The sequence below is a fragment of the Agromyces indicus genome, assembly GCF_031432295.1.
Lineage (GTDB): Bacteria > Actinomycetota > Actinomycetes > Actinomycetales > Microbacteriaceae > Agromyces > Agromyces indicus.
Map to the genome: position 1 here is coordinate 217,677 of NZ_JAVKGS010000002.1, position 18,682 is coordinate 236,358.

An 18,682-nucleotide genomic window follows, 5' to 3' on the forward strand; every position below is an offset into this window, starting at 1 on the left:
GCGATGCGCGTCACGCGGGCCGGCGGGCAGCCGCGGCATCCGCTCATCTAGGCTGGGTACCCGTGACGGACGCACCAATCGGGATCTTCGACTCGGGCGTCGGCGGACTCACCGTGGCCCGCGCCGTTCGCGACCAGCTCCCGAACGAGGCGATCCTCTACGTCGGCGACCTCGAGCACTCGCCGTACGGGCCCAAGCCCATCGCCGACGTACGCCGGTACGCGCTCGCGGTGCTCGACGACCTCGTCGCGCAGGGCGTGAAGATGCTCGTGATCGCGTGCAACACCGCATCGTCGGCCATGCTGCGCGATGCGCGCGAACGGTACGACGTGCCCGTGGTCGAGGTGATCCAGCCCGCGGTGCGGCGCGCGGTCGCCGCGACCCGCACGGGCCGAGTCGGCGTCATCGGCACGGCCGGCACGATCCAGTCGCGCGCCTACGACGACGCGTTCGCCGCGGCGCCGCACCTCGAACTCACCTCGGCCGCCTGCCCGCGGTTCGTCGAGTTCGTCGAGGCGGGGGTCACGACCGGGCCCGAGGTGCTCGCCGTCGCCGAGGAGTACCTCGCGCCGCTCCGCTCGGCCGACGTCGACACCCTGGTGCTCGGCTGCACGCACTACCCGTTCCTCAAGGGTGCGATCTCGTACGTCATGGGCGACGGCGTCTCGCTCGTCTCGAGCGACGTCGAGACCGCCAACGACGTCTACCGCGTGCTCGTCTCGCAGGGTCTCGAACGTCGCGCTCCGACCCCGCCCGTGCACCGCTTCGAGGCGACCGGCGGGTCGAGCGCCGCCTTCCTCGATTTGGCGCACCGACTCATCGGCCCCGACATCTCGAGCGTCGAGCTCGTGCAGACGGGCGCCCTCACCCTTCCCGGCCTCCGCGACCGCGGTCCGGCCGGCCACGCCGCATCCGTCACCGACAGGAGAACCACGTGACCGAGCACTCCCACCCCGACCTGGTGCGCGCCGACGGCCGCACACCCGACGCCCTCCGCGAGGTCGTCATCGAGCGCGGCTGGAGCGCCCACGCCGAGGGCAGCGCCCTCATCTCGTTCGGGCAGACCAAGGTGCTCTGCACCGCGAGCTTCACCAACGGCGTGCCCCGCTGGATGACCGGCAAGGGGACGGGCTGGGTCACCGCGGAGTACGCGATGCTGCCCCGGTCGACGAACACCCGCAACGACCGCGAATCGGTCAAGGGCCGCATCGGCGGGCGCACGCACGAGATCAGCCGGCTGATCGGCCGGAGCCTCCGCGCGGTCGTCGACACGAAGGCGCTCGGCGAGAACACCATCCAGATCGACTGCGACGTGCTGCAGGCCGACGGCGGCACGCGCACCGCCGCGATCACGGGCGCCTACGTGGCCCTCGCCGATGCCATCGAATGGGCCCGCGGCAAGCGGTTCATCGCGCAGAAGGCGACCCCGCTCATCGACACGGTCGCCGCCGTGTCGGTCGGCATCATCGACGGCACCCCGATGCTCGACCTCGCCTACGTCGAGGACGTGCGCGCCGAGACCGACATGAACGTCGTCGCGACCGGGCGCGGGCTGTTCGTCGAGGTGCAGGGCACCGCCGAGGGCGCGCCGTTCGACCGCCGCGAACTCGACGCGCTGCTCGACCTCGCGCTCGCGGGCACCGCCGACCTCGCCGCCGCCCAGCGGCACGCGCTCGAAGCGGCCCTCCCGGGCCGGGGCGAGTGACCGGGGGCGAACGGATGCCGCAGCCGCTCGAGGTCGTCCTCTCGACTCACACCAAAGTGTGTCACAAGGGCGGGGTCGGCTCCACGCCGGACTCGACGGCTTCGAGGGCGGCCTGCGTCTCGCGCCACGCGGTCGCGTAGGCCATCAGGATGCCGGCGCGGATGCTTCCCGGTACGCCGGCATTCTGTGCCGCGAGGGCGGCCTCGTAGGCCGCGGCGGCGTAGCTCTGCTGAAGGGTCTCGGAGTCCGGGCGCGCGGCGACCGCGGCGCGGATCTCCTCGTCGGTCGGGATCCTGCTCATTGCGGCAATGCTAAGTCGATTCTTGAGGCTTCTCGCGTGAGGCGGTACGCAGGGACAACGGGCGGCGAAGCGGCCTAAAGTGCCGGCCATGGATGCGATGCTAGGGGCGCTGATCGAGGCCGAGCGCGCCGCAGATGAAGCCTTCGAGGTCGTCGAGATTCCGGATCCTGTCGAGGTGCGAGACGCCGACAGTGCGCGGATCCTCGTATACGCCGACGGGAGCTCGGCGACCTACCGCGCCGACGGGCGGCTCGTCTGAACTTGCAGGCCGCTTCGCTTCACGAGAAGGACTGGAAGAAGTCGGCGTCGACCGAGTGCTCGTAGCTCGTGACGGGCTTCCGGCGAACGCCGAGCTCGTATTGCGCGAGGAGCTCCGCTAGCGCCGGCCCGTCGATCAAGTCGATCGGCGGTGCGCCTTCGCGGGCCGCCTCGTCGCGGGCGGGGCCGGTAAAGGTCCCCGTGGTGATGAAGAGGCCTTTGTCGCCGCGGCCGACCATTGCGCCGCGGAAGTTTCGGACGTCTTCGGCCGAGACGGTCCCCGAGTATCGCTTGCTCTGCCAGTAGACCTGAAAGCCGATGAGGGGGAGCGGACGGTAGACGCCTTCGCCGTCGATTCCGCCGTCGCCGCTCCTGCCTCGGACCTTCACGTTCACGAATCCCGCTTCGCGGAGGAGCCGCTTGGCGAGATCCTCAAACGCTGAGGGAGACATGGTCAGAAGAGCGCTGATTACCTGCTGCTTCCAATCAATTCCCAAGGGGCCGGTCTCGTCGTCGAGATCGGGCACCGTGGCATCGTCGGCGACGCTCTCGCCCGCCTCCGCGCGCGCCTTCCGTTCTTCGCTCCATCGACGCCACGCGACGCGGGCTGAATCCTCCAGGTCGTCGTCGCTCGCTCGCTCGCCCGCCTCGGTTAGCGCCCAGACGCCTTGGCGGCTGCGATCGGCGAACCCGGCGCGCTTCAGGTAGCTCTTGGCCTCTGAGATGGACTGCTCCACCTGCGAGATGCGACCGTCCGCGCGAGTGATCTCCTGCTGCTCCTCCGTCAAACCGAGCGTATCGACCACGTATTTGCTGATCTCGGAGTTGGTGGCGGAGCCGCCGCCGGCGCGCAGGGCGTCGGCAACGTGCCTAAGCAGTTGCCCCGCCGTGGGCAGGGTAGACCGGAGACGATCGTCATTTTCCATGTGGCGACCCTATCGGCGAGGTCCGACAGGCTCGGCGGCTTGTCATCGGTGCGTCGCTCGTGCAAACGCCGAAGAGCCCCCCGGCCTGCGAGAGGTCGAGGGGCTCGTAAGCGGCGCTCAGAAGGGCGCGGGCGGCGCGCTGAAGTGATGCGCGGGAGCGTCGTCGTGCGAGAGCTCGCCGCGGAGACGGGCGACCACGTCGGCGTGATGCAGGGCCGGTACGGCCGCGCGCAGGGCGCGGTACGCCGAGCGCGCGACGCGGCGAGGATCCGCGCCGAGCACGGGGGCGATCTCCTCGGCGTAGGCGCGTGCGGCCTCGCGGCCGGTCGTCGGGGTCCAGCCTCCGCGCGGCTCGGCCGGGTGCCACTCGGGGAGATCGCCGGAGCGGTCGCGGGGGACGATGGTCAGCGAAGAGCGGCGGATGCCGCCGGCGGGGCGTCTCATCAGGCCTTCGCCCCCCAACGGGCGCGAGCGGCATCCCTCGCGCGCTGCGAGTTGGTCCGAGCGCCAGCGCCGCCGGCGGGGACGAGGCGGGCGAGAATCGCCGCGGCGGCCGTGCGAGCGAGGCGTGCCTCCACGACGGCCGGGTGGACGATGGTCTGGCCGGTCGAGCCCTTCGCGATCATGCCAGCGGCGAGGGCGACCTCGTCGAGGCGCTCGGCGGCCGACGCGAGGGCGCAGGCCTGTTCAAGCGCGCCGAGCTCAGCGCCAGCGAGTTCCGGCCGCTCGTCCAGGACTTCGTGGAAGAGATCGCGAGCGCTCTCGGTCCAACCCTCGGGCAAGATCCAGTCGTCAGCAGGGCGGGGTGGGGAGGGGTGTGACAAGTTGTTCAAGGTGTCTCCTTCGGATTAGTTCGGTTGGCGCATTACCGTGGCTGCCATGGCGCTGAAGGCTTGGTTCCGGGTCCATGGCGACCCGTTTCGCGAGGCGTTCGAGATTGAGGTGGTCTCCCGCGACCCAGACGAGCCGTTCAACGCGGCATTAGATAGGGCTTTCGCCGGGCACCCGATTCACCATGACTTCCGCGTTGGCGGATGGGTTCCGCATTGGCTATGGATCGGTGGTGCCCCGGACGACGACGTCTTCTTGTCGTGGGATCAGGGGGACGGTCTCACTGTCGGGCAGGTCGAGTTGTTCCTTGGTGCAGAGGGACAGGGGCCGCCGCCTCGAATCGCGCTGGGATTCATGGGACGCGGCGGGGGCGACGTCCAGCGGTTCGCGACGATTGTCGGCGCGGTGGCGGCCGCGCTCGGCGGAGATCCGACTCCGGGAGTGCTTGCGATGCTCGTCGAAGCAGAAGGTGCCGCCGTTCGGCGCACGAACGCAGAGAACCGGCGATTGTACGAGGACTGGCGGGATGGTGGAGGGGGCGAGGTCTCACTACCGCTGGAGCAAGCGGTTCGCGCCGAATCCTATTGGGATCACGAGGCGTTCAAGCGGCGGTTCTCCGCCAGCGACGACGGCGCCTCCGAGGTCCTACGCCGGCTTCGCTACGAAGCTCGCCGCGACCACCGCGGGAGGCGATTCTGGATGGACACCACGGAGTAAACCCGGCCCATGCCGGCACGGAGCGTGACGCGCTATGCCGCACCGGTCTAGGAGGAGGGGGCGGGGAGGGAGTCCGCCCCCAGGGGTCGCGGCCTCGCCGACGAGGGCGAGCGGCATCCGCCGCCGGAGCACGCCGAGCACGACGAGCACGAGCACGCCGAGCACGACGAGCACCGCGGCCCGCGGATCCCTCGGCCGGCGCGGGCGAGCGCGAGGGATCCCGCGGGCGGGGACGCCGGCGAGGCGGCGCGGGTCAGAGCTCCCAGTCTTCGCGGACGCGCGGCCGGCGCTTCGGGCGAGGCGGGAAGCACTCGTGGCGGCAATACGCGCGGACAGGCTTCGCGGGCTTCGCAGGCAAGAGCCGGCCGCACCCACCGACGCACGCGACGACAGCGGCCGGCGACGCCGGGACGGGGACGGGCGAGGGGGACGGCGTCGAGGCCGGGGGCGTCGACTCGGCGGCCGGGGTGGGCTCGGCCTCGACGCGAGGGCGGGGGCGGTACTTCGCGCGGAGGGTGGCGAGGGTCTCGGGCGGCGTGTCGACGACGCGGGCCTCGGCGGGCGTGGTCGTCGGGATCTCGTGCCGGAGCTCCGGGGCATTGAGCTCGTCGGCGATCTGCCACGCGAGCGCTCGGCGGAGCGTCGAGCGGCGCTCGGCCTGCGACATACGGACGAAGTCGGAGCGGCTCACGCCGACGACGCGCAGGAGCTTGGCAGGCACCTGCTCGGGGCGGTCGGTGGAGAAGGGCTCGACGCGCCGGAAGCGGGACGCGACGCGCTTAGCGTGCTCGTAGCGGAGGCGAGGGGTCGGGGCGGTGGTCATTGCTTTGCGGCTCTCCGGGCCGCGTGCCGGCCTATAGCACTCGGCACAGTCGAGGGGTGGGAAGGGGTCGAGGAGGCCGCGCGCGGGCGGCCTGCGGCCTCCTCGGGGGTGCGGTGGCTAGCGCCGGCGGACGGCCTTCGCGATCGCGGCGGCCTCGTCGGACGCCGAAGCGGAGGCGGCCTCCGCGTCGCGGACCGTGCGCCAGTACTGGTCAGGCGTCAGCTTCGCCGCGAGGGCCTCGCGCTCCACGCGCCGGCGCATGGCGGCGGGGAGGTCGCGCCAGTCCTCGGGCATCGGGTGCGCGGCCTTGGCTTCGCCGACGATCTCGGCGAGGGCGGAATAGGTGAGCTTCACGGGGTCTCCTTGTCAGGGGTGGGGTTGGACAGGTTCGAGACGCCGGCGAGGGCGGCGTCGAGGTTGAGCTCCATCCGGGTCAGGGTGGAGATCAGGGCGAGGTGTGCAGGAAGGCTCATCAGCGGCCCTCCCGCTCGCGCTTGCGGGTCGCGGCGGCGACGCGGCGGTTCTGTGCCTCGGTCTCGTCGGCGGCCTGCGCGAGGAGCGCGGCGCGCGAGGCGACCTCCTCGCCCTCGGCGACGCGCTCGACGGCGACGGGGTCGAACCCTTCGAGGATCCGGCGGTAGGTCTCCTCGGCCTGCTTCTTCGAGCCGAGCGGGTTGCGGAGGGTGCGGGTCCAGTCGCGAATGCCGGGGCGGCCGGCCGCCGCGAAGGCCTGCTCGCGCCGGTCGAGCGCCGAGAGGAGGACCTCGTAGGCCTCGACGGCCTCGGCGTGCGCGGCGAGCGCCTCGCGGGCGGCGAGGGCCTTTCCGTCGACCTCGGCGAGGTTCGCGGAGACGTGCTCGTCGAAACGCCGGAGAGCGGCCAGCGCGCGCTTAGCCTGCGCGTCGAGGGCGCGCTGCTTCTCGGCGTGCGCGCGCTCGGCGCGTTCGAGGTCAGCGGCGAGGGGGTTGGTCGTGCGGAACTCGGCGAGCTCGCGGCCGGAGCGCTGCCACTCGCGGGCGAGCTCTTCGCCGCGAGCATTCTCGGCCTGCCATGCGTCGTGCAGGTCGCGAGCGCCGGGGATAGCGTCGATGAGCCATGCCGGGGGCTCCGAGGTCGTGAAGACGTAGCGAGCGCGGCCGAAGGAGGCGTTGAACTTTGCCATGGGTCGGGGTCCCTTCATGGGTCGGGCCGGCGGATGCCGGCGGGGGTGAACCGTTCGCCGGGGCTTGGCGCGCGGGGGTCTAGGGGGTGTGTCAGCCGCGGACACGGACCGTGCCGGCCGGCGGCGGATCGAGGAGGTAGTCGAGACGCCGAGCGAGGCCGAGGGCCATGCGGACGGCGCGGCCGGCGTCGCGGGCCGTCGAGTCGACGAGCTCGGCGGTGGCGAGGAGCTCGGCGAGTGGAGCGCCGGAGCGCTGAAGCTCGGCGAGGTCGGCGCGAGCGCGCGAGGCGGCGCGGGCGGCCACGAGGGCGGCGCCACTCGGCGGCGGCCTCGGGGGCTCCGGGGGGTACAACGACACGCCGCAGGTTCGTCGGTGGGCCGGGTGTGGGTCCTTCGTGCAAACGTGGAGGTGCGGGAACAACCGTTCCCCACCCCGTATGAAGACTTTGGAGGCCAGTCGGACACCACGCGGTGTGAACAGCGGATGCCGCATCGCGTGTCGCGTTCTCAGATGTCGGACTCTTCTGTTCAAGTGGATGGGGGGAGGCGTTCGACGCAGAGGCCCGTGAGGAGGTGAACATGAGGTCAGGCAAGAAAGGAAGAAAGACCCGCTACAGACTCAGGCTCCACGAAGCTGCTGCAGCGGCGTGGCTGAGCCCGGCAGCGCTGGTGGTGGTGATGCACTACCTGACGCGCTGATCCAATGACGAGCGCCCGGCACAATCGCAGTGTGCCGGGCGCTTCGTTGTGTCTACCTTATGACCTTCAATCCCCCATGTCGCTGCACAACCACGCCGTCACTTTGAATGTCGAGTGACTACTTCAAGTCGATCTTCGACCACACCTACGGCATCCGCGTCGTCATCGACAAGCACGCGAGGTCATCGTGCAGTTCAACATCTACTGCCGGTGCTTGCCGTCTGCGCGCTCCAGTTCGGTGTGCCTGTCGTCAACGGCGTTGAGCTTCTTCTCGATCGTGTCCACGGCATCGCGCATCGTGCTGCCCGAGTTGTTCCTGAACTGGTGCTTGATGTCGCGGTTCTGGATAAGCGCGATCACCTGAGGCACGACGACGGCGAGGATGATGACGGTGGCTACGACCGCCTGCGGCCAGGTGAGGATGGCGCTGATGTTCCGACACCCTGGATGACATCTCGGCGAGCTCCTCGTCGATCGGCAGGACGTCGGCGAGGAAGTGCGCGCCGGCGGGCGTGGAAGCGATGCGGGCGGCCATGCGGGCGAGGCGCGTGGCGCGTGTGCGGGGTTACTCGCCGGCGGCGATGCGCCGGACCCAGTCGGGGGCGTCGGCGGGCAGCGGCGGGGCCGGCGGGAGGGTGCGCGGCTTCGGCGACGGGGCGGGGCCGACGCCGAAGGCGAGGCCGGACTCGTCGCGGCGGACGTGGTCAAGCCAGCACAGCGGGGAGTAGTCCGCGGGGTTCGGGCTCCACAGCATGAGCCGGCGGTCGATCCCGGCGTCGGTCGTGAAGGTCACGTAGTCGATCTGCTCGTCGGGGCTGAAGCCGTCATAGGCCCACTCGGCGGCGGGCTCGCCGCACTCCACACAGGAGTAGTTCGAGGCGAGGCCGCGCTCGGCGCGCACGCGGGCGTGAGCGGTCTTGTAGGAGACGGGCCGGGGCGGGCGACGACGGCCGCGGGCGAGGTAGCGGCCGAGGTACGCGCGCTGCTCCTCCCACGATCGGCGCGTGCGGATCAGCACGGAGCGGCGCGAGGCGCTCTCGTGATGACGGATCCGCACGAGGAGATCCTCGTGAAGGTGCGCGCCGTCGAGCGTCGTCAGGAAGGCGTAGAAGGCGTTACGGGGCAGGATGCCGCGGAGGTGCTTGACGTCGCGCCAGAGGTCGGGGAAGGCGACGCGGGGCTCGTAGTCCGGGAGGCGGTCGCCGAGCATTGCGAGGGTCGTCGCCTCGCGCTCGGCGAGGTCCGCGGTTCGGCGTGCGCGGTCGCGAGCGGCTCGGGTGGCGGGGGTCGACGGCATGGGGCAGGGATCCTTTCGGGGTGGGGTGAACAGAAGACGCACCTTCAAGAAGCAGGAGGACTACATAGGGGGAGTGGCGTTTGTTTCGTCACTTCACCACTCGAACGTCACTCCGAGGGGCTCCGAGGGCGTGTAAACGGCCTTCGAGAGGCTCTCAGGGGGTCATCGGCGCTCCTCGTCGGTCAGGCGGCGGGCCTCGGCGACGAGCTCCTCGACGACACCGGCGGGAGCGCCGTTCGCGAGGGCGTCGGCGGAGCGCCGGAGTAGATCGGCGAGGGCGTCGGAGCGGCCCTCGACGCGGGCGCGGTTCGCGCGGGAGCGGCAGGCGTCCGAGCAATAGCGCGAGCGGGTGTTGCGGGCCTCGTAGAGACCGGCGCACTCGGCGCAGCGGGCGATGTAGGCGGTCATCCTTCGGCCTCACTTTCGGTCGATCGGTAAGGGGGCAAAGAGAGAGCGGGCGACGCCGCCCGCATCGTTGAGGACGGGTCGCCCAGTGCCGAGCGCGCCGAAAGGACAGAGCGCGCTCGGTCGCCGCTGGCTGGAAAGGAGCCCCAGAAACGGGCCGGCGGCGAGGTCGGATGATGCCAGCGGAGGAGCCGCAGGCGATTGATTGACGGCCTTACAGGGCCGGGGACGTAGTGCGATACCCCCGATGCGGGAGAAGGGCTCCGCAGCGCGTCCAGCGTCTAGGGGGTCTGTAGAAGGAGATCGCCAGCATTGCGAAGAGCTCTCCTTGGACGGATCCACGAGCGTCGGCAAATCGAGGCGGAGCGTCCCCACTTCTCTCTTCGAAGATAGAGGGGGCCAGGGGCACGAAGTCTGCCCATTGTTCGGGCCGATTCTGGACGAATGGCACGGCCTCGGAATTGATCTGGGACGACTGTCCAGGGACGCCGGAGGCCCGCGCCGGCGAAGGATCCGGGCGGGGCCTCAGCGGCGCGGTCGAGGGGCCTCAGGCAGCGATCGGCCGCTCCTCGCCGGCGATCAGGAGGCGGACGCGCGAGAGGTCCGCGCGGCGGCCGGGGTGCTTCGTGGGCGGGTCGACGACGACCTCGACGCCGGCCGAGAGGAGGATCTCGCGCTGGCCGCGGTAGTCGGCCGCGGACTCCCACGCCTGCACGAAGGTCTCGCCGGTCGGGACGCGCACGGTCTCGACCTTCGGGCGGAGCGTGGCGAGGCGCTCGCGCTCCTCGCGGAGGCCGTTCAGGCGGTCGACGAGGGCGAGCACGTCGGCATCCGGGGCGCGGAGCTCGTCGGTCGTGTCGCGGATCGCGGCCTCGACCTCGGACAGGCGAGCGTCCTCGACGGCGACGCGCTGCTCCTCGACGACGTCCCAGCGGCCGAAGAGGGACAGGAAGCGGCGGGTCACTTCGGCCTCGACGGCGTCCGCCGAGATCGAGACGGGACGCTCGCACGGGACGCCGCGGCTCCGCGAGACGCACGAGTAGACGGAGCTCCGGCGCGTGTCGTTGCGGGCCACGAGCGGCCGACCGCAGGACGAGCACAGGATGAGGCCCGACAGGAGCCGGGACGCCTTCCGGCCGCGGCCGGCGGCGATCTTCTCGCCGCGGGCGGGGTCGTCCTCGAAGCGGGCGCGCAGGCGGGCGGACTCGTCGAGAGAGATCAGCGGCGGCCATGCCACGACGGGGAGGCCGAGATCGTCGCGGACGAGGCGGCCCTTCGAGACCACGCGGCCGAGGATCGCGTCGCCGGTGACGATGAGGCGGATGGTCGACGGGTGCCAGCGGCTCTCGGGGTTCTTCCCGGTCCGCGCCGAGCGCGTCGGGACGCCGTCCGCGTTCAGGGCGCGCGCCACGGCCGCCGAGGGCTCGCCCGCGAGGAGGGCGTCCACGATGCGGCGCACGACGGGGGCCTCGTCGGGGTGGGGCTCCAGCGCGCGGCCGACGCCGCCGGGGTGCGGGCATGGCCGGTAGCCGTAGGGGACATTCCCGCCGGGGAAGCGTCCGACGGTCGGGAGGTACTGGCGCGACGAGCTCACGCGGAGGCCGATCGTCTTCGCTTCCATGGCGGCGAAGACCTGAAGGATCTCGACCATGGCGCGGCCCATGGGCGTCGTCGTGTCGAGGTTCTCGGTCGCCGAGACGATCTGGAGGCCCTCGTCGAGGAGGATCCCGACGTCGACCACGGAGCGGACGAGGCGGTCGAGTCGCCAGACGACGACGGCCTCGGCCTCGCCGGCGGCGATGCGGCGGCGGACCTCGTTCAGGCCGGGGCGGTCGAGGCGGGTCCGCGTGGCGGAGACGTCGTTATCCTCGACTGTGTCGACGAGCTCGAAGCCGCGGGCATCCGCGGCCTTCTGGATGATCTGGCGCTGACGGGCGATCGAGGTCGACTCGTCGACCGCTCGCGACAGGCGGGCGTAACCGATGACTCGCATGTGATTGGAATGGTGCACTTTCATGGAGGTTGTCCTCGCCACCCACAACGCGCACAAGGTCGAGGAGTTCCAGCACATCCTCGGCGAGCACGTGCCGGGCGTGACCGTCCTGCCCTACGACGGGCCGGAGCCCGTGGAGGACGGCACGTCGTTCGACGACAACGCCTTCATCAAGGCGCGGGCCGCGGCATCCCACACCGGGCGCATCGCCCTGGCCGACGACTCGGGCATCGCCGTCGACGTGATGGGCGGGGCGCCGGGCATCTTCTCGGCGCGCTGGGCCGGACCGGGTCGCGGCGCCGAGGGCAACCTCGAGCTGCTGCTGGCGCAGCTGTCCGACATCCGCGACCCGCACCGCACGGCGCACTTCCACTGCACGATCGCGCTCGTGGTGCCGGATGCCGCGGGCGGGGCGCCCTACGAGTTCGCCGCCGTCGGCACGTGGCCGGGCCGGATCGCCACCGAGCGCGCCGGGGTCAACGGCTTCGGCTACGACCCGATCTTCGTGCCCGACGGCTTCGACGTGTCGGCCGCGGAGCTCGCGCCCGAGGTGAAGAACCGGAACAGCCACCGTGCCCGCGCGTTCGCGGCGCTGCTGCCCGAGCTCGAGCGGATCGCGGCCGCGCGCCGCGACTGACGCGAGGGACCGCCGCCCGAGAACGGCTCTCATTCCCATCAGCGCGGGGGCGCGTCATCCGCGCCTACGCTGGAAGGACCATGGCCCACACGCACGACCACTCGCACGCCGCACACGCCGCGAACCGCACCCGACTCGGCGTGGCGATCGGGATCATCGGCGTGTTCCTCGTCGTGCAGGTGATCGGCGGCCTGCTCAGCGGTTCGCTGGCGCTGCTCGCCGACGCGGGGCACATGGCCGGCGACCTGCTCGGGCTCGTCCTCGCGCTCGGTGCGGCCGTCGTCGCGGCGCGTCCGGCGACCGACCGCCAGACCTACGGGTTCCGCCGGTTCGAGGTGTTCGGCGCGCTCGCGAACGGGGTGATCCTCGTCGTCGTGGCGGTCGCCGTGACGGCGGGCGCGATCGGCCGGCTGCTCGCGGGCGGCGAGGGCGAGGCGCACGAGGTCGCCGGCGGGCCCATGCTCGCGGTCGCGATTGCCGGCCTCGTGGCGAACCTCGTGGCCCTGTTCGTGCTGCGCGGCGGTGCGAAGGACTCGATCAACCTGCGCGGCGCCTACCTCGAGGTGCTCGGCGACACGCTCGGCTCGGCGCTCGTCATCGTCGCCGCCGTGGTCATCGTCACCACCGGGTGGGATGCGGCCGACCCGATCGCGTCGCTCCTCATCGCCGCCCTGATCCTGCCGCGGGCGATCATGCTGCTCCGTGACGTCATGCGGGTGCTGAGCCAGTCGGCACCGGCCGAGACGGACGTCGCGGAGATCCGCAACCACCTGCTCGGCACGCCCGGCGTGGTCGCGGTGCACGACGTGCACGTCTGGGCGATCACGACCGGCGCCCACGTCTTCAGCGCCCACGTCGAGGTCGAGCCGGCGGTGTTCGCCGAGGGACGCGTCGGCGCGCTGCTCGACGAGCTCGGCGGCTGCCTCAGCGACCACTTCGACGTCGCCCACTCGACGTTCCAGCTCGAGCCCGAGGGGCGCGCCGGACGGGAGCCGCAGCTCCACGCGTGAGGCGAGCGGATGCCACGCGGCATCCGTTCGCGGTCAGCGCTCGCCGGGCGGCCGCTCGTCGCCGTGGCCCTGATGGCCGTGGCCGTCGTGGTCGCCGTCGAAGTGCGGCGGACGGTCGAACACGTCGGGGTCGAGGACGAGCTCCTCGGCCTCGTCCTCATCGGTGACGACGTCTTCACCGGCCTGCTCGGCGCGGCGGGCCTTGGCACGCTCGCGGAAGTAGTGCCAGGCGGTCACGAGCGCCGTGCCGCCGACGGCCACGAGCAGGATCACGTCGATGTACTCGCGCACGAGGAAGGCCACGGGCGGGATGAAGCCGATGAGGTAGCCGAACATGGTGAGGCCGAAGCCCCAGATCACGGCGCCGATGAAGTTGTAGAGCGTGTACCGGCCGCGCTGCATGTGTCCCACGCCGGCGGCGACGGGCGCGAACGTGCGAACGATCGGCACGAAGCGGGCGAGGATGATCGTGAGTCCGCCGAAGCGCTCGAAGAAGGCGTTGGTGCGCTCGACGTTCTTGACGCTGAAGACGCCGCTCTCCTTGCGTTCGAACACCCTCGGCCCGCCGCGATGGCCGATCTCGTAGCCGACCTCGCCGCCGACGAACGCCGCGAGCCCGATGAGCAGCGCGACGACCCAGGCGGCGACCCCGAAGACGCCGTTCGGCAGCGCCGGCGTCGAGTGCGCGAGCAGGCCGGAGATGATGAGCAGCGTGTCGCCCGGCAGCAGGAAGCCGACGAGCAGGCCCGTCTCGGCGAAGACGATGAAGCAGACCACGAGCAGCGCCCACGGGCCGGCCGCGCCGATGATGTTCTCGGGATCCAACCAGGGGATCAGCGCGGTGTGGATCACGGACGGCTCCTGTCGACGGACCCGGCGGAGGGCCGGTCACGGTGCGTGGTGTCCGTGCAGTCTACCGAGCGAGAGGTGGCGCGACGCCCGGGTCGTCCCGGAGTCAACCGAGCGGATGACGGACGGGCCGATCGTCGGCGTGCCGGCGACGGTACTCCACCTCCGGCCTGCCCGGCGCGCCGTAGCGGTTCGCGCGCTCGACCGCCCCGGTGTCCGCAAGGTGCTCGAGGTAGCGCCGCGCGGTCACGCGTGAGAGGTCCAGGGCGGCGGCGAGTTCGCCGGCCGAGATGCCGGCGTCCTCCGGCGCGTCCCGGATCGCCGTTCGGACCCGGTCGAGCGTCTCGCGCGTGAGGCCCTTCGGCAGGTCGCCGCCCGATGAGGTGCGGAGCGCGGCGAACGACGCGTCGACCTCCTGCTGGTCGGTCACTCCGGCACCGTGCACGCGCGACCGGTAGTCGCGGTACGCGCCGAGCTTCTCGGCGAACGCCGCGAAGGCGAAGGGCTTGATGAGGTACTGGACGACGCCGAGCGACACGGCGGAGCGGACCACTGCGGCATCCCGCACCGCCGTCACCGCGATGACGTCGATCTCGATGCCGGCCGCGCGGAGCGACCGGCAGAGCTCGATGCCGGTCGTGTCGGGCAGGTTCACGTCGAGCAGCATCAGGTCGACCCCGGCCACCCGCCCGTCGGCGTCCCGCGCGTCGCGCAGGGCGCGCACCGCCTCGGTGCCCGTGTGAGCGACCCCGACGACCTCGAAGCCGGCGACGCGCCCCACGTACGCCGCGTGCGCCTCGGCGGTGAGCGGCTCGTCCTCGACGACGAGCACGCGGATCGGCGCGTCAGGCATCGGCGGACTCCGGGCGCACCGTCGCCGCCGCCGCGGGGAGCGGCAGCGTCACCTCGAACCGCGACCCGTCGACCTCCAGCGCGCCGCCGAGTCGCGCGACGGATTGGCGCACGAGGGCGAGGCCGATGCCGTGCCCGTGGTCGCCGCCTCCGGCGGTGGGCTGCTTGGTCGTGACGCCGAGGTCGAACACCCGGGCGCCCGCGGCCGGCCCCGGACCGCTGTCGGCGACGGCCACCACGAGGCATCGGTCGCGCGTGTCGATCGCGACGTCGACCGCGGGTGCGGGTGTCGTCGCCGCGGCGTCGAGCGCGTTGTCGATGAGGTTCCCGACGATCGTGATGGTCTCGCGCGGGTCGATGCCCGTGGCGGCGAGCCGTTCGGGCAGGTCGACGTCGAAGCGGATGCCGCGCTCGCCGGCCTGCGCCGCCTTGCCGAGCAGCAGGGCGAGCAGCACCGGCTCCTCGACGGCGGAGAGAAGCCGGTCGGCGAGGGCCTGGCTGAGCGCGAGCTCGCTCGAGGCCAGCTCGACGGCCTCCTCGGTGCGACCGAGCTCGATGAGCGCGATGATCGTGTGCAGGCGGTTGGCGAACTCGTGCGCCTGCGATCGCAACGCATCGGAGAGCGTCGTCATCGTGGCGAGTTCGCCCGTGAGCTCCTGCAGGCGGGTGTGGTCGCGGAGCGTCGTGACGGTGCCCACGCGGCGTGCGCCGCGGTCGCCCGGGCGCTCTCGGGAGACGATGACGTCGCGGTCGACGACGAGCACGTGGGTGGGCGTGATCACGATCTCGTCGACGACGGCGTCGTCGCGGGCGAGCACGTCGGCGACCGCGGGCGCGAGGTCGAGCGTCTCGAGGGCGGCGGGCGCGGCGTCCCGTCCGGCGGGCTTCGGCAGTCCCAGCAGCTCGACCGCACGGTCGTTGGCGAGCACGACGCGGTTCCGGTCGTCCTGCAGGACGAGTCCCTCGCCGATCGAGTGCAGCACGCCCTCGTAGTACGCGAACATGCGGCTCATCTCCTCGGCGCCGCGCCCCCACGTCACCCGTCGCAGGTAGCGGCTGAGCAGCCAGGCGCCGAGCGCGCCGAGCGCGATCATCACCCCCGCCGCGATCACGACGGTCGCGATCCTCGCGCCGAGCGCCACCTGCGTGGTGGACACCGTGATGCCCGCGGCAACGAGCGCGACGACCCCGCCCGAGGCATCCTCGATCGGCACCACCGAGCGCACCGACGGCCCGAGGGTCCCCGTGTACGTCTCGCTGAACGGCTCGCCGCCCAGCGCGCGGTCGATGTTGCCGAGGTACGCCCGGCCGATCTCGGCCGGGTCCGGGTGGGTGAAGCGCACGCGATCGGGCGCCATGATCGTCACGAAGTCGATCCGCGCCTCGCGCATGACGTCGACGGCATAGGGCTGCAGGTCGGCCGACGGGTCGTCGCCCTGCACCGCGGCGACCACGAACGGATCGTTCGCGATGGTCTGCGCGACCGCCATCGTCGTCGACACGGCATCCCGTTCGACATCGGCGCGCGCGTCGGCCCAGATCAGGGCGACGGCGATCCCGGCGAGGACAACGATCACCGCGAGCTGCAGCGCGAACAGCTTCGCGGCGATGCTCCACCCGCGGATCCGCCGCACCGTGTCCTCCTCGCAACGCCGTCGTCGGTCTCACCCTACGACCGTCGGGGGCGGCCGGGGCCGCGTCGACCGCGAACAGTATGAACACAAGCGGATGGCGCGGCATCCGCTCGCGCATGCTGGCCCGACACCCCGACTCGTCGCCCCCGGCGACAACCGACCAAGGAAGGCAGGGACGGCAATGGCGCTCCAGTCTCGCGTCGACGGCTCGAAGCCCAAGCGGAGGATCGACCCGTCGCACTACCTCTACATCGCGGTGATCGCGGCGGTCGTCGCCGGCGCCGTCGTCGGCCTCGCGGCCCCCGAGTTCGCCGTCGGCCTGAAGCCCATCGGCGAGGCGTTCGTGCTGCTGATCAAGATGATGATCGCCCCGATCATCTTCTGCACCATCGTGCTCGGCGTCGGCTCGATCGCGAAGGCGGCGACCGTCGGCAAGGTCGGCGGGCTCGCCCTGCTCTACTTCATGCTCATGTCGACGTTCGCACTCGGCATCGGACTCGTCGTCGGCAACCTGGTGCACCCGGGCGAGGGCCTGAACATCGCGGGCGCCTCGTACGACGCCGGAACCGGCGAGGCGAAGACCACGACGGAGTTCATCCTCGGCATCATCCCGACCTCGATGCTGTCGTCGCTCACCGACGGCAACATCCTCCAGGTGCTCTTCGTGGCGCTCCTCGTCGGGTTCGCGCTGCAGAAGATGGGCGCGAAGGGCACGCCGATCCTCGGCGCCATCCGCCAGATCCAGGCGCTCGTGTTCCGGATCCTCGCCATGATCATGTGGGTCGCCCCGATCGGGGCGTTCGGCGCGATCGCCGCCGTCGTCGGCAACACCGGCGTCGCCGCGATCATCTCGCTCGGCACGCTCATGATCGCCTTCTACGTGACCTGCGCGCTGTTCATCGTCGTGGTGCTCGGCACGCTGCTGTGGGCCGTCGCGCGGGTGTCGATCTTCCGCATGATGAAGTACCTCGGCCGGGAGTACCTGCTGATCGTCTCGACGTCGTCGAGCGAGGTCGTGCTGCCCCGCCTGATCGCGAAGATGGAGCACGCGGGCGTGTCGAAGCCGGTCGCCGGCATCACCATCCCGACCGGGTACTCGTTCAACCTCGACGGCACGGCGATCTACCTGACGATGGCGTCGCTGTTCATCGCGTCGGCCATGGGCACGCCGCTCTCGCTCGGCGAGCAGATCGGCCTGCTGCTGTTCATGATGGTCGCCTCGAAGGGGGCCGCCGGTGTCACCGGCGCAGGCCTCGCGACGCTCGCGGGCGGACTCCAGGCGCACCGCCCCGACCTCGTCGACGGCGTCGGCGTGATCGTCGGCATCGACCGGTTCATGTCGGAGGCGCGCGCCCTCACCAACTTCACCGGCAACGCCGTGGCCGCCCTCCTCGTCGGCACGTGGACCCGGGAGCTCGACCGCGAGCAGCTGCGGTCGGTGCTCGCAGGGGAGCGACCCTTCGACGAGGCGACCATGAGCGTCGACGACCACCTCTCCGCCGACGAGCAGGCCGAGGTCGAGCGCGAGCAGCGTCCGTCGACCGAGTCGATCGCCGCGATCGTCGGCGAACTCGAGGCCGAGAAGGCCGGAGCGCGCCGGTGAGCACGCAGGTCACCGGCACGACCGGCGCCGTCGACGCGGGACGCCCCGCGCCGGCGGCGCCGGCCGCGGCATCCGTCACGACCTCGACGAAGGTGGCACCGGCCATCGCCCGCTCGTGGCTGCTCGTGCCCGGTACCGCGGACCGGCTCGCCGACCGCATCCGCTCGTCGTCGGCCGACGTCGTCGTGGTCGACCTCGAAGACGGCGTCGCGCCCGACCGCAAGGGCGAGGCCCGACGTGCGCTCGCCGCGGCCGTCGCCGAGCTGGAACGCGCCGGCATCGCCGAACGGCCGTGGGTGCGCATCGCCGACGCGGCATCCGACGAGTGGCGAACGGATGTCGCGCTCCTGCGCGGCCGCGACCTCGCCGCGGGCGTCGTGCTCGCCAAGGTCGAGACGGCGGCGCACGTGCGACGCACGCTCGACGGGCTCGGGGGAGCGGGATCCCTGCCCCTCGTCGCGCTCGTGGAGAGCGCGCTCGGGGTCGAGTCGGCACTGGAGATCGCGTCGGCCCCCGGCGTGACCCGCCTCGCGTTCGGCAGCGGCGACTTCCGGCGCGACACGGGCGCCGCCGACGACCCCATGGCGCTGCTGTACGCGCGGTCGCGGCTGGTGTCGACGAGCCGGGCGGCCGGGCTCCCCGGGCCGGTTGACGGGCCGACGGTCGCCCGCGATGCGGCGGTGCTCGCCGAGGCGTCGCGCCAGGCGGCATCCGTCGGCCTGACCGGGCGCCTGTGCCTCCGCGAGGAGCAGGTGGGTGCGGTGCACCAGGCGATGAGCCCGTCCACGAGCGACATCGCGTGGGCGCTGGGCGTGCTCGAGACCATCGAGCGGTCCGGCATCCGCGACGGCAGCGACCTGCCGCGCCTCGCGCGGGCCCGCGGGGTGTGCGATGCGGCCGAGGCGTTCGGGCTCGACCTGGCGGTCGCTTCTGCGACGTCCGCGTACGCGGACTGAGCACGAGGTCGGCGTCTGCACCGA

Annotated in this window: 24 protein-coding genes; 8 read left to right on the forward strand and 16 right to left on the reverse strand. The window is 71.9% G+C overall.

Annotation, left to right across the window (positions count from 1 at the left end; genetic code table 11):
• Positions 1 to 62: 62 nt before the first annotated feature.
• The gene (murI, locus tag RH861_RS07240; RefSeq protein ID WP_310520442.1) at positions 63 to 938 is read left to right on the forward strand and encodes a glutamate racemase; all 876 of its coding nucleotides are present in this window, start codon (positions 63 to 65) and stop codon (positions 936 to 938) included.
• Positions 935 to 1,705 carry a ribonuclease PH gene (rph, locus tag RH861_RS07245; protein WP_310520443.1) on the forward strand — a complete coding sequence of 257 codons (771 nt, stop codon included), beginning with the start codon at positions 935 to 937 and terminating at the stop codon, positions 1,703 to 1,705. Before murI ends, rph begins: the two co-directional genes overlap by 4 nt.
• A gap of 61 nt (positions 1,706 to 1,766) precedes the next feature.
• On the opposite strand, the gene RH861_RS07250 is transcribed toward rph, so the two are convergent.
• Positions 1,767 to 2,006, reverse strand: a complete 240-nt coding sequence (locus tag RH861_RS07250) for a hypothetical protein (protein WP_310520444.1) — start codon at positions 2,004 to 2,006, stop codon at positions 1,767 to 1,769.
• Between the two features lie 79 nt (positions 2,007 to 2,085).
• Between RH861_RS07250 and RH861_RS07255 the strand changes: the two genes are divergently transcribed.
• Positions 2,086 to 2,265 (forward strand): hypothetical protein, encoded by a 180-nt coding sequence (locus tag RH861_RS07255; RefSeq protein WP_310520445.1) that lies wholly within the window; start codon positions 2,086 to 2,088, stop codon positions 2,263 to 2,265.
• Positions 2,266 to 2,284: 19 nt separating this feature from the next.
• On the opposite strand, the gene RH861_RS07260 is transcribed toward RH861_RS07255, so the two are convergent.
• From RH861_RS07260 to RH861_RS07270, 3 genes are all read right to left on the reverse strand, one after another.
• Positions 2,285 to 3,190, reverse strand: coding sequence for a restriction endonuclease (locus RH861_RS07260; RefSeq protein WP_310520446.1), 906 nt, complete (start codon positions 3,188 to 3,190; stop codon positions 2,285 to 2,287).
• Positions 3,191 to 3,307: 117 nt separating this feature from the next.
• Positions 3,308 to 3,634 carry a hypothetical protein gene (locus tag RH861_RS07265; protein WP_310520447.1) on the reverse strand — a complete coding sequence of 109 codons (327 nt, stop codon included), beginning with the start codon at positions 3,632 to 3,634 and terminating at the stop codon, positions 3,308 to 3,310.
• Positions 3,634 to 4,023, reverse strand: coding sequence for a hypothetical protein (locus RH861_RS07270; protein WP_310520448.1), 390 nt, complete (start codon positions 4,021 to 4,023; stop codon positions 3,634 to 3,636). Before RH861_RS07270 ends, RH861_RS07265 begins: the two co-directional genes overlap by 1 nt.
• A 46-nt stretch (positions 4,024 to 4,069) precedes the next feature.
• Here RH861_RS07270 and RH861_RS07275 point away from each other — a divergent pair, with 46 nt between their 5' ends.
• Positions 4,070 to 4,738 carry a hypothetical protein gene (locus tag RH861_RS07275; RefSeq protein WP_310520449.1) on the forward strand — a complete coding sequence of 223 codons (669 nt, stop codon included), beginning with the start codon at positions 4,070 to 4,072 and terminating at the stop codon, positions 4,736 to 4,738.
• Positions 4,739 to 4,991: 253 nt separating this feature from the next.
• On the opposite strand, the gene RH861_RS07280 is transcribed toward RH861_RS07275, so the two are convergent.
• From RH861_RS07280 to RH861_RS07320, 9 genes are all read right to left on the reverse strand, one after another.
• Positions 4,992 to 5,561: a hypothetical protein gene (locus tag RH861_RS07280; RefSeq protein ID WP_310520450.1), complete on the reverse strand. Its 570-nt coding sequence runs from the start codon at positions 5,559 to 5,561 to the stop codon at positions 4,992 to 4,994.
• 117 nt (positions 5,562 to 5,678) lie between these two features.
• Positions 5,679 to 5,915 carry a hypothetical protein gene (locus tag RH861_RS07285; RefSeq protein WP_310520451.1) on the reverse strand — a complete coding sequence of 79 codons (237 nt, stop codon included), beginning with the start codon at positions 5,913 to 5,915 and terminating at the stop codon, positions 5,679 to 5,681.
• A complete protein-coding gene (locus tag RH861_RS07290) occupies positions 5,912 to 6,034 on the reverse strand; it encodes a hypothetical protein (protein WP_310520452.1) in 123 nt (40 codons plus the stop codon). The genes RH861_RS07285 and RH861_RS07290 overlap by 4 nt, the downstream gene beginning before the upstream one ends.
• Positions 6,034 to 6,723, reverse strand: a complete 690-nt coding sequence (locus RH861_RS07295; protein ID WP_310520453.1) for a hypothetical protein — start codon at positions 6,721 to 6,723, stop codon at positions 6,034 to 6,036. Before RH861_RS07295 ends, RH861_RS07290 begins: the two co-directional genes overlap by 1 nt.
• 91 nt (positions 6,724 to 6,814) lie before the next feature.
• Positions 6,815 to 7,027 (reverse strand): hypothetical protein, encoded by a 213-nt coding sequence (locus RH861_RS07300; protein WP_310520454.1) that lies wholly within the window; start codon positions 7,025 to 7,027, stop codon positions 6,815 to 6,817.
• Positions 7,028 to 7,623: 596 nt separating this feature from the next.
• A complete protein-coding gene (locus RH861_RS07305; RefSeq protein ID WP_310520455.1) occupies positions 7,624 to 7,791 on the reverse strand; it encodes a hypothetical protein in 168 nt (55 codons plus the stop codon).
• A 196-nt stretch (positions 7,792 to 7,987) separates the two neighbouring features.
• Positions 7,988 to 8,719 carry a hypothetical protein gene (locus tag RH861_RS07310; protein WP_310520456.1) on the reverse strand — a complete coding sequence of 244 codons (732 nt, stop codon included), beginning with the start codon at positions 8,717 to 8,719 and terminating at the stop codon, positions 7,988 to 7,990.
• Positions 8,720 to 8,881: 162 nt separating this feature from the next.
• The gene (locus tag RH861_RS07315) at positions 8,882 to 9,127 is read right to left on the reverse strand and encodes a hypothetical protein (protein ID WP_310520457.1); all 246 of its coding nucleotides are present in this window, start codon (positions 9,125 to 9,127) and stop codon (positions 8,882 to 8,884) included.
• Between the two features lie 544 nt (positions 9,128 to 9,671).
• Positions 9,672 to 11,117 carry a recombinase family protein gene (locus RH861_RS07320; protein WP_310520458.1) on the reverse strand — a complete coding sequence of 482 codons (1,446 nt, stop codon included), beginning with the start codon at positions 11,115 to 11,117 and terminating at the stop codon, positions 9,672 to 9,674.
• A gap of 22 nt (positions 11,118 to 11,139) precedes the next feature.
• Between RH861_RS07320 and rdgB the strand changes: the two genes are divergently transcribed.
• Together rdgB and RH861_RS07330 are read left to right on the forward strand one after the other, a co-directional pair.
• Positions 11,140 to 11,754 (forward strand): RdgB/HAM1 family non-canonical purine NTP pyrophosphatase, encoded by a 615-nt coding sequence (gene rdgB / locus RH861_RS07325; protein WP_310520459.1) that lies wholly within the window; start codon positions 11,140 to 11,142, stop codon positions 11,752 to 11,754.
• A gap of 80 nt (positions 11,755 to 11,834) precedes the next feature.
• Entirely contained in the window at positions 11,835 to 12,764 is a 930-nt protein-coding gene (locus RH861_RS07330; protein ID WP_310520460.1) for a cation diffusion facilitator family transporter, read from the forward strand.
• 33 nt (positions 12,765 to 12,797) lie between these two features.
• On the opposite strand, the gene RH861_RS07335 is transcribed toward RH861_RS07330, so the two are convergent.
• The 3 genes from RH861_RS07335 to RH861_RS07345 all read right to left on the reverse strand — a co-directional run bounded on the left by RH861_RS07335 (position 12,798) and on the right by RH861_RS07345 (position 16,099).
• On the reverse strand, positions 12,798 to 13,616 hold the full coding sequence (locus RH861_RS07335; protein ID WP_374760962.1) for a DedA family protein: 819 nt from the start codon (positions 13,614 to 13,616) through the stop codon (positions 12,798 to 12,800).
• A 103-nt stretch (positions 13,617 to 13,719) separates the two neighbouring features.
• Entirely contained in the window at positions 13,720 to 14,466 is a 747-nt protein-coding gene (locus tag RH861_RS07340; RefSeq protein WP_310520461.1) for a response regulator, read from the reverse strand.
• On the reverse strand, positions 14,459 to 16,099 hold the full coding sequence (locus RH861_RS07345) for an ATP-binding protein (protein WP_310520462.1): 1,641 nt from the start codon (positions 16,097 to 16,099) through the stop codon (positions 14,459 to 14,461). The genes RH861_RS07340 and RH861_RS07345 overlap by 8 nt, the downstream gene beginning before the upstream one ends.
• A gap of 181 nt (positions 16,100 to 16,280) precedes the next feature.
• Between RH861_RS07345 and RH861_RS07350 the strand changes: the two genes are divergently transcribed.
• Together RH861_RS07350 and RH861_RS07355 are read left to right on the forward strand one after the other, a co-directional pair.
• The gene (locus RH861_RS07350; RefSeq protein ID WP_310520463.1) at positions 16,281 to 17,702 is read left to right on the forward strand and encodes a cation:dicarboxylate symporter family transporter; all 1,422 of its coding nucleotides are present in this window, start codon (positions 16,281 to 16,283) and stop codon (positions 17,700 to 17,702) included.
• On the forward strand, positions 17,699 to 18,658 hold the full coding sequence (locus RH861_RS07355) for an HpcH/HpaI aldolase/citrate lyase family protein (RefSeq protein WP_310520464.1): 960 nt from the start codon (positions 17,699 to 17,701) through the stop codon (positions 18,656 to 18,658). Before RH861_RS07350 ends, RH861_RS07355 begins: the two co-directional genes overlap by 4 nt.
• Positions 18,659 to 18,682: the final 24 nt, after the last annotated feature.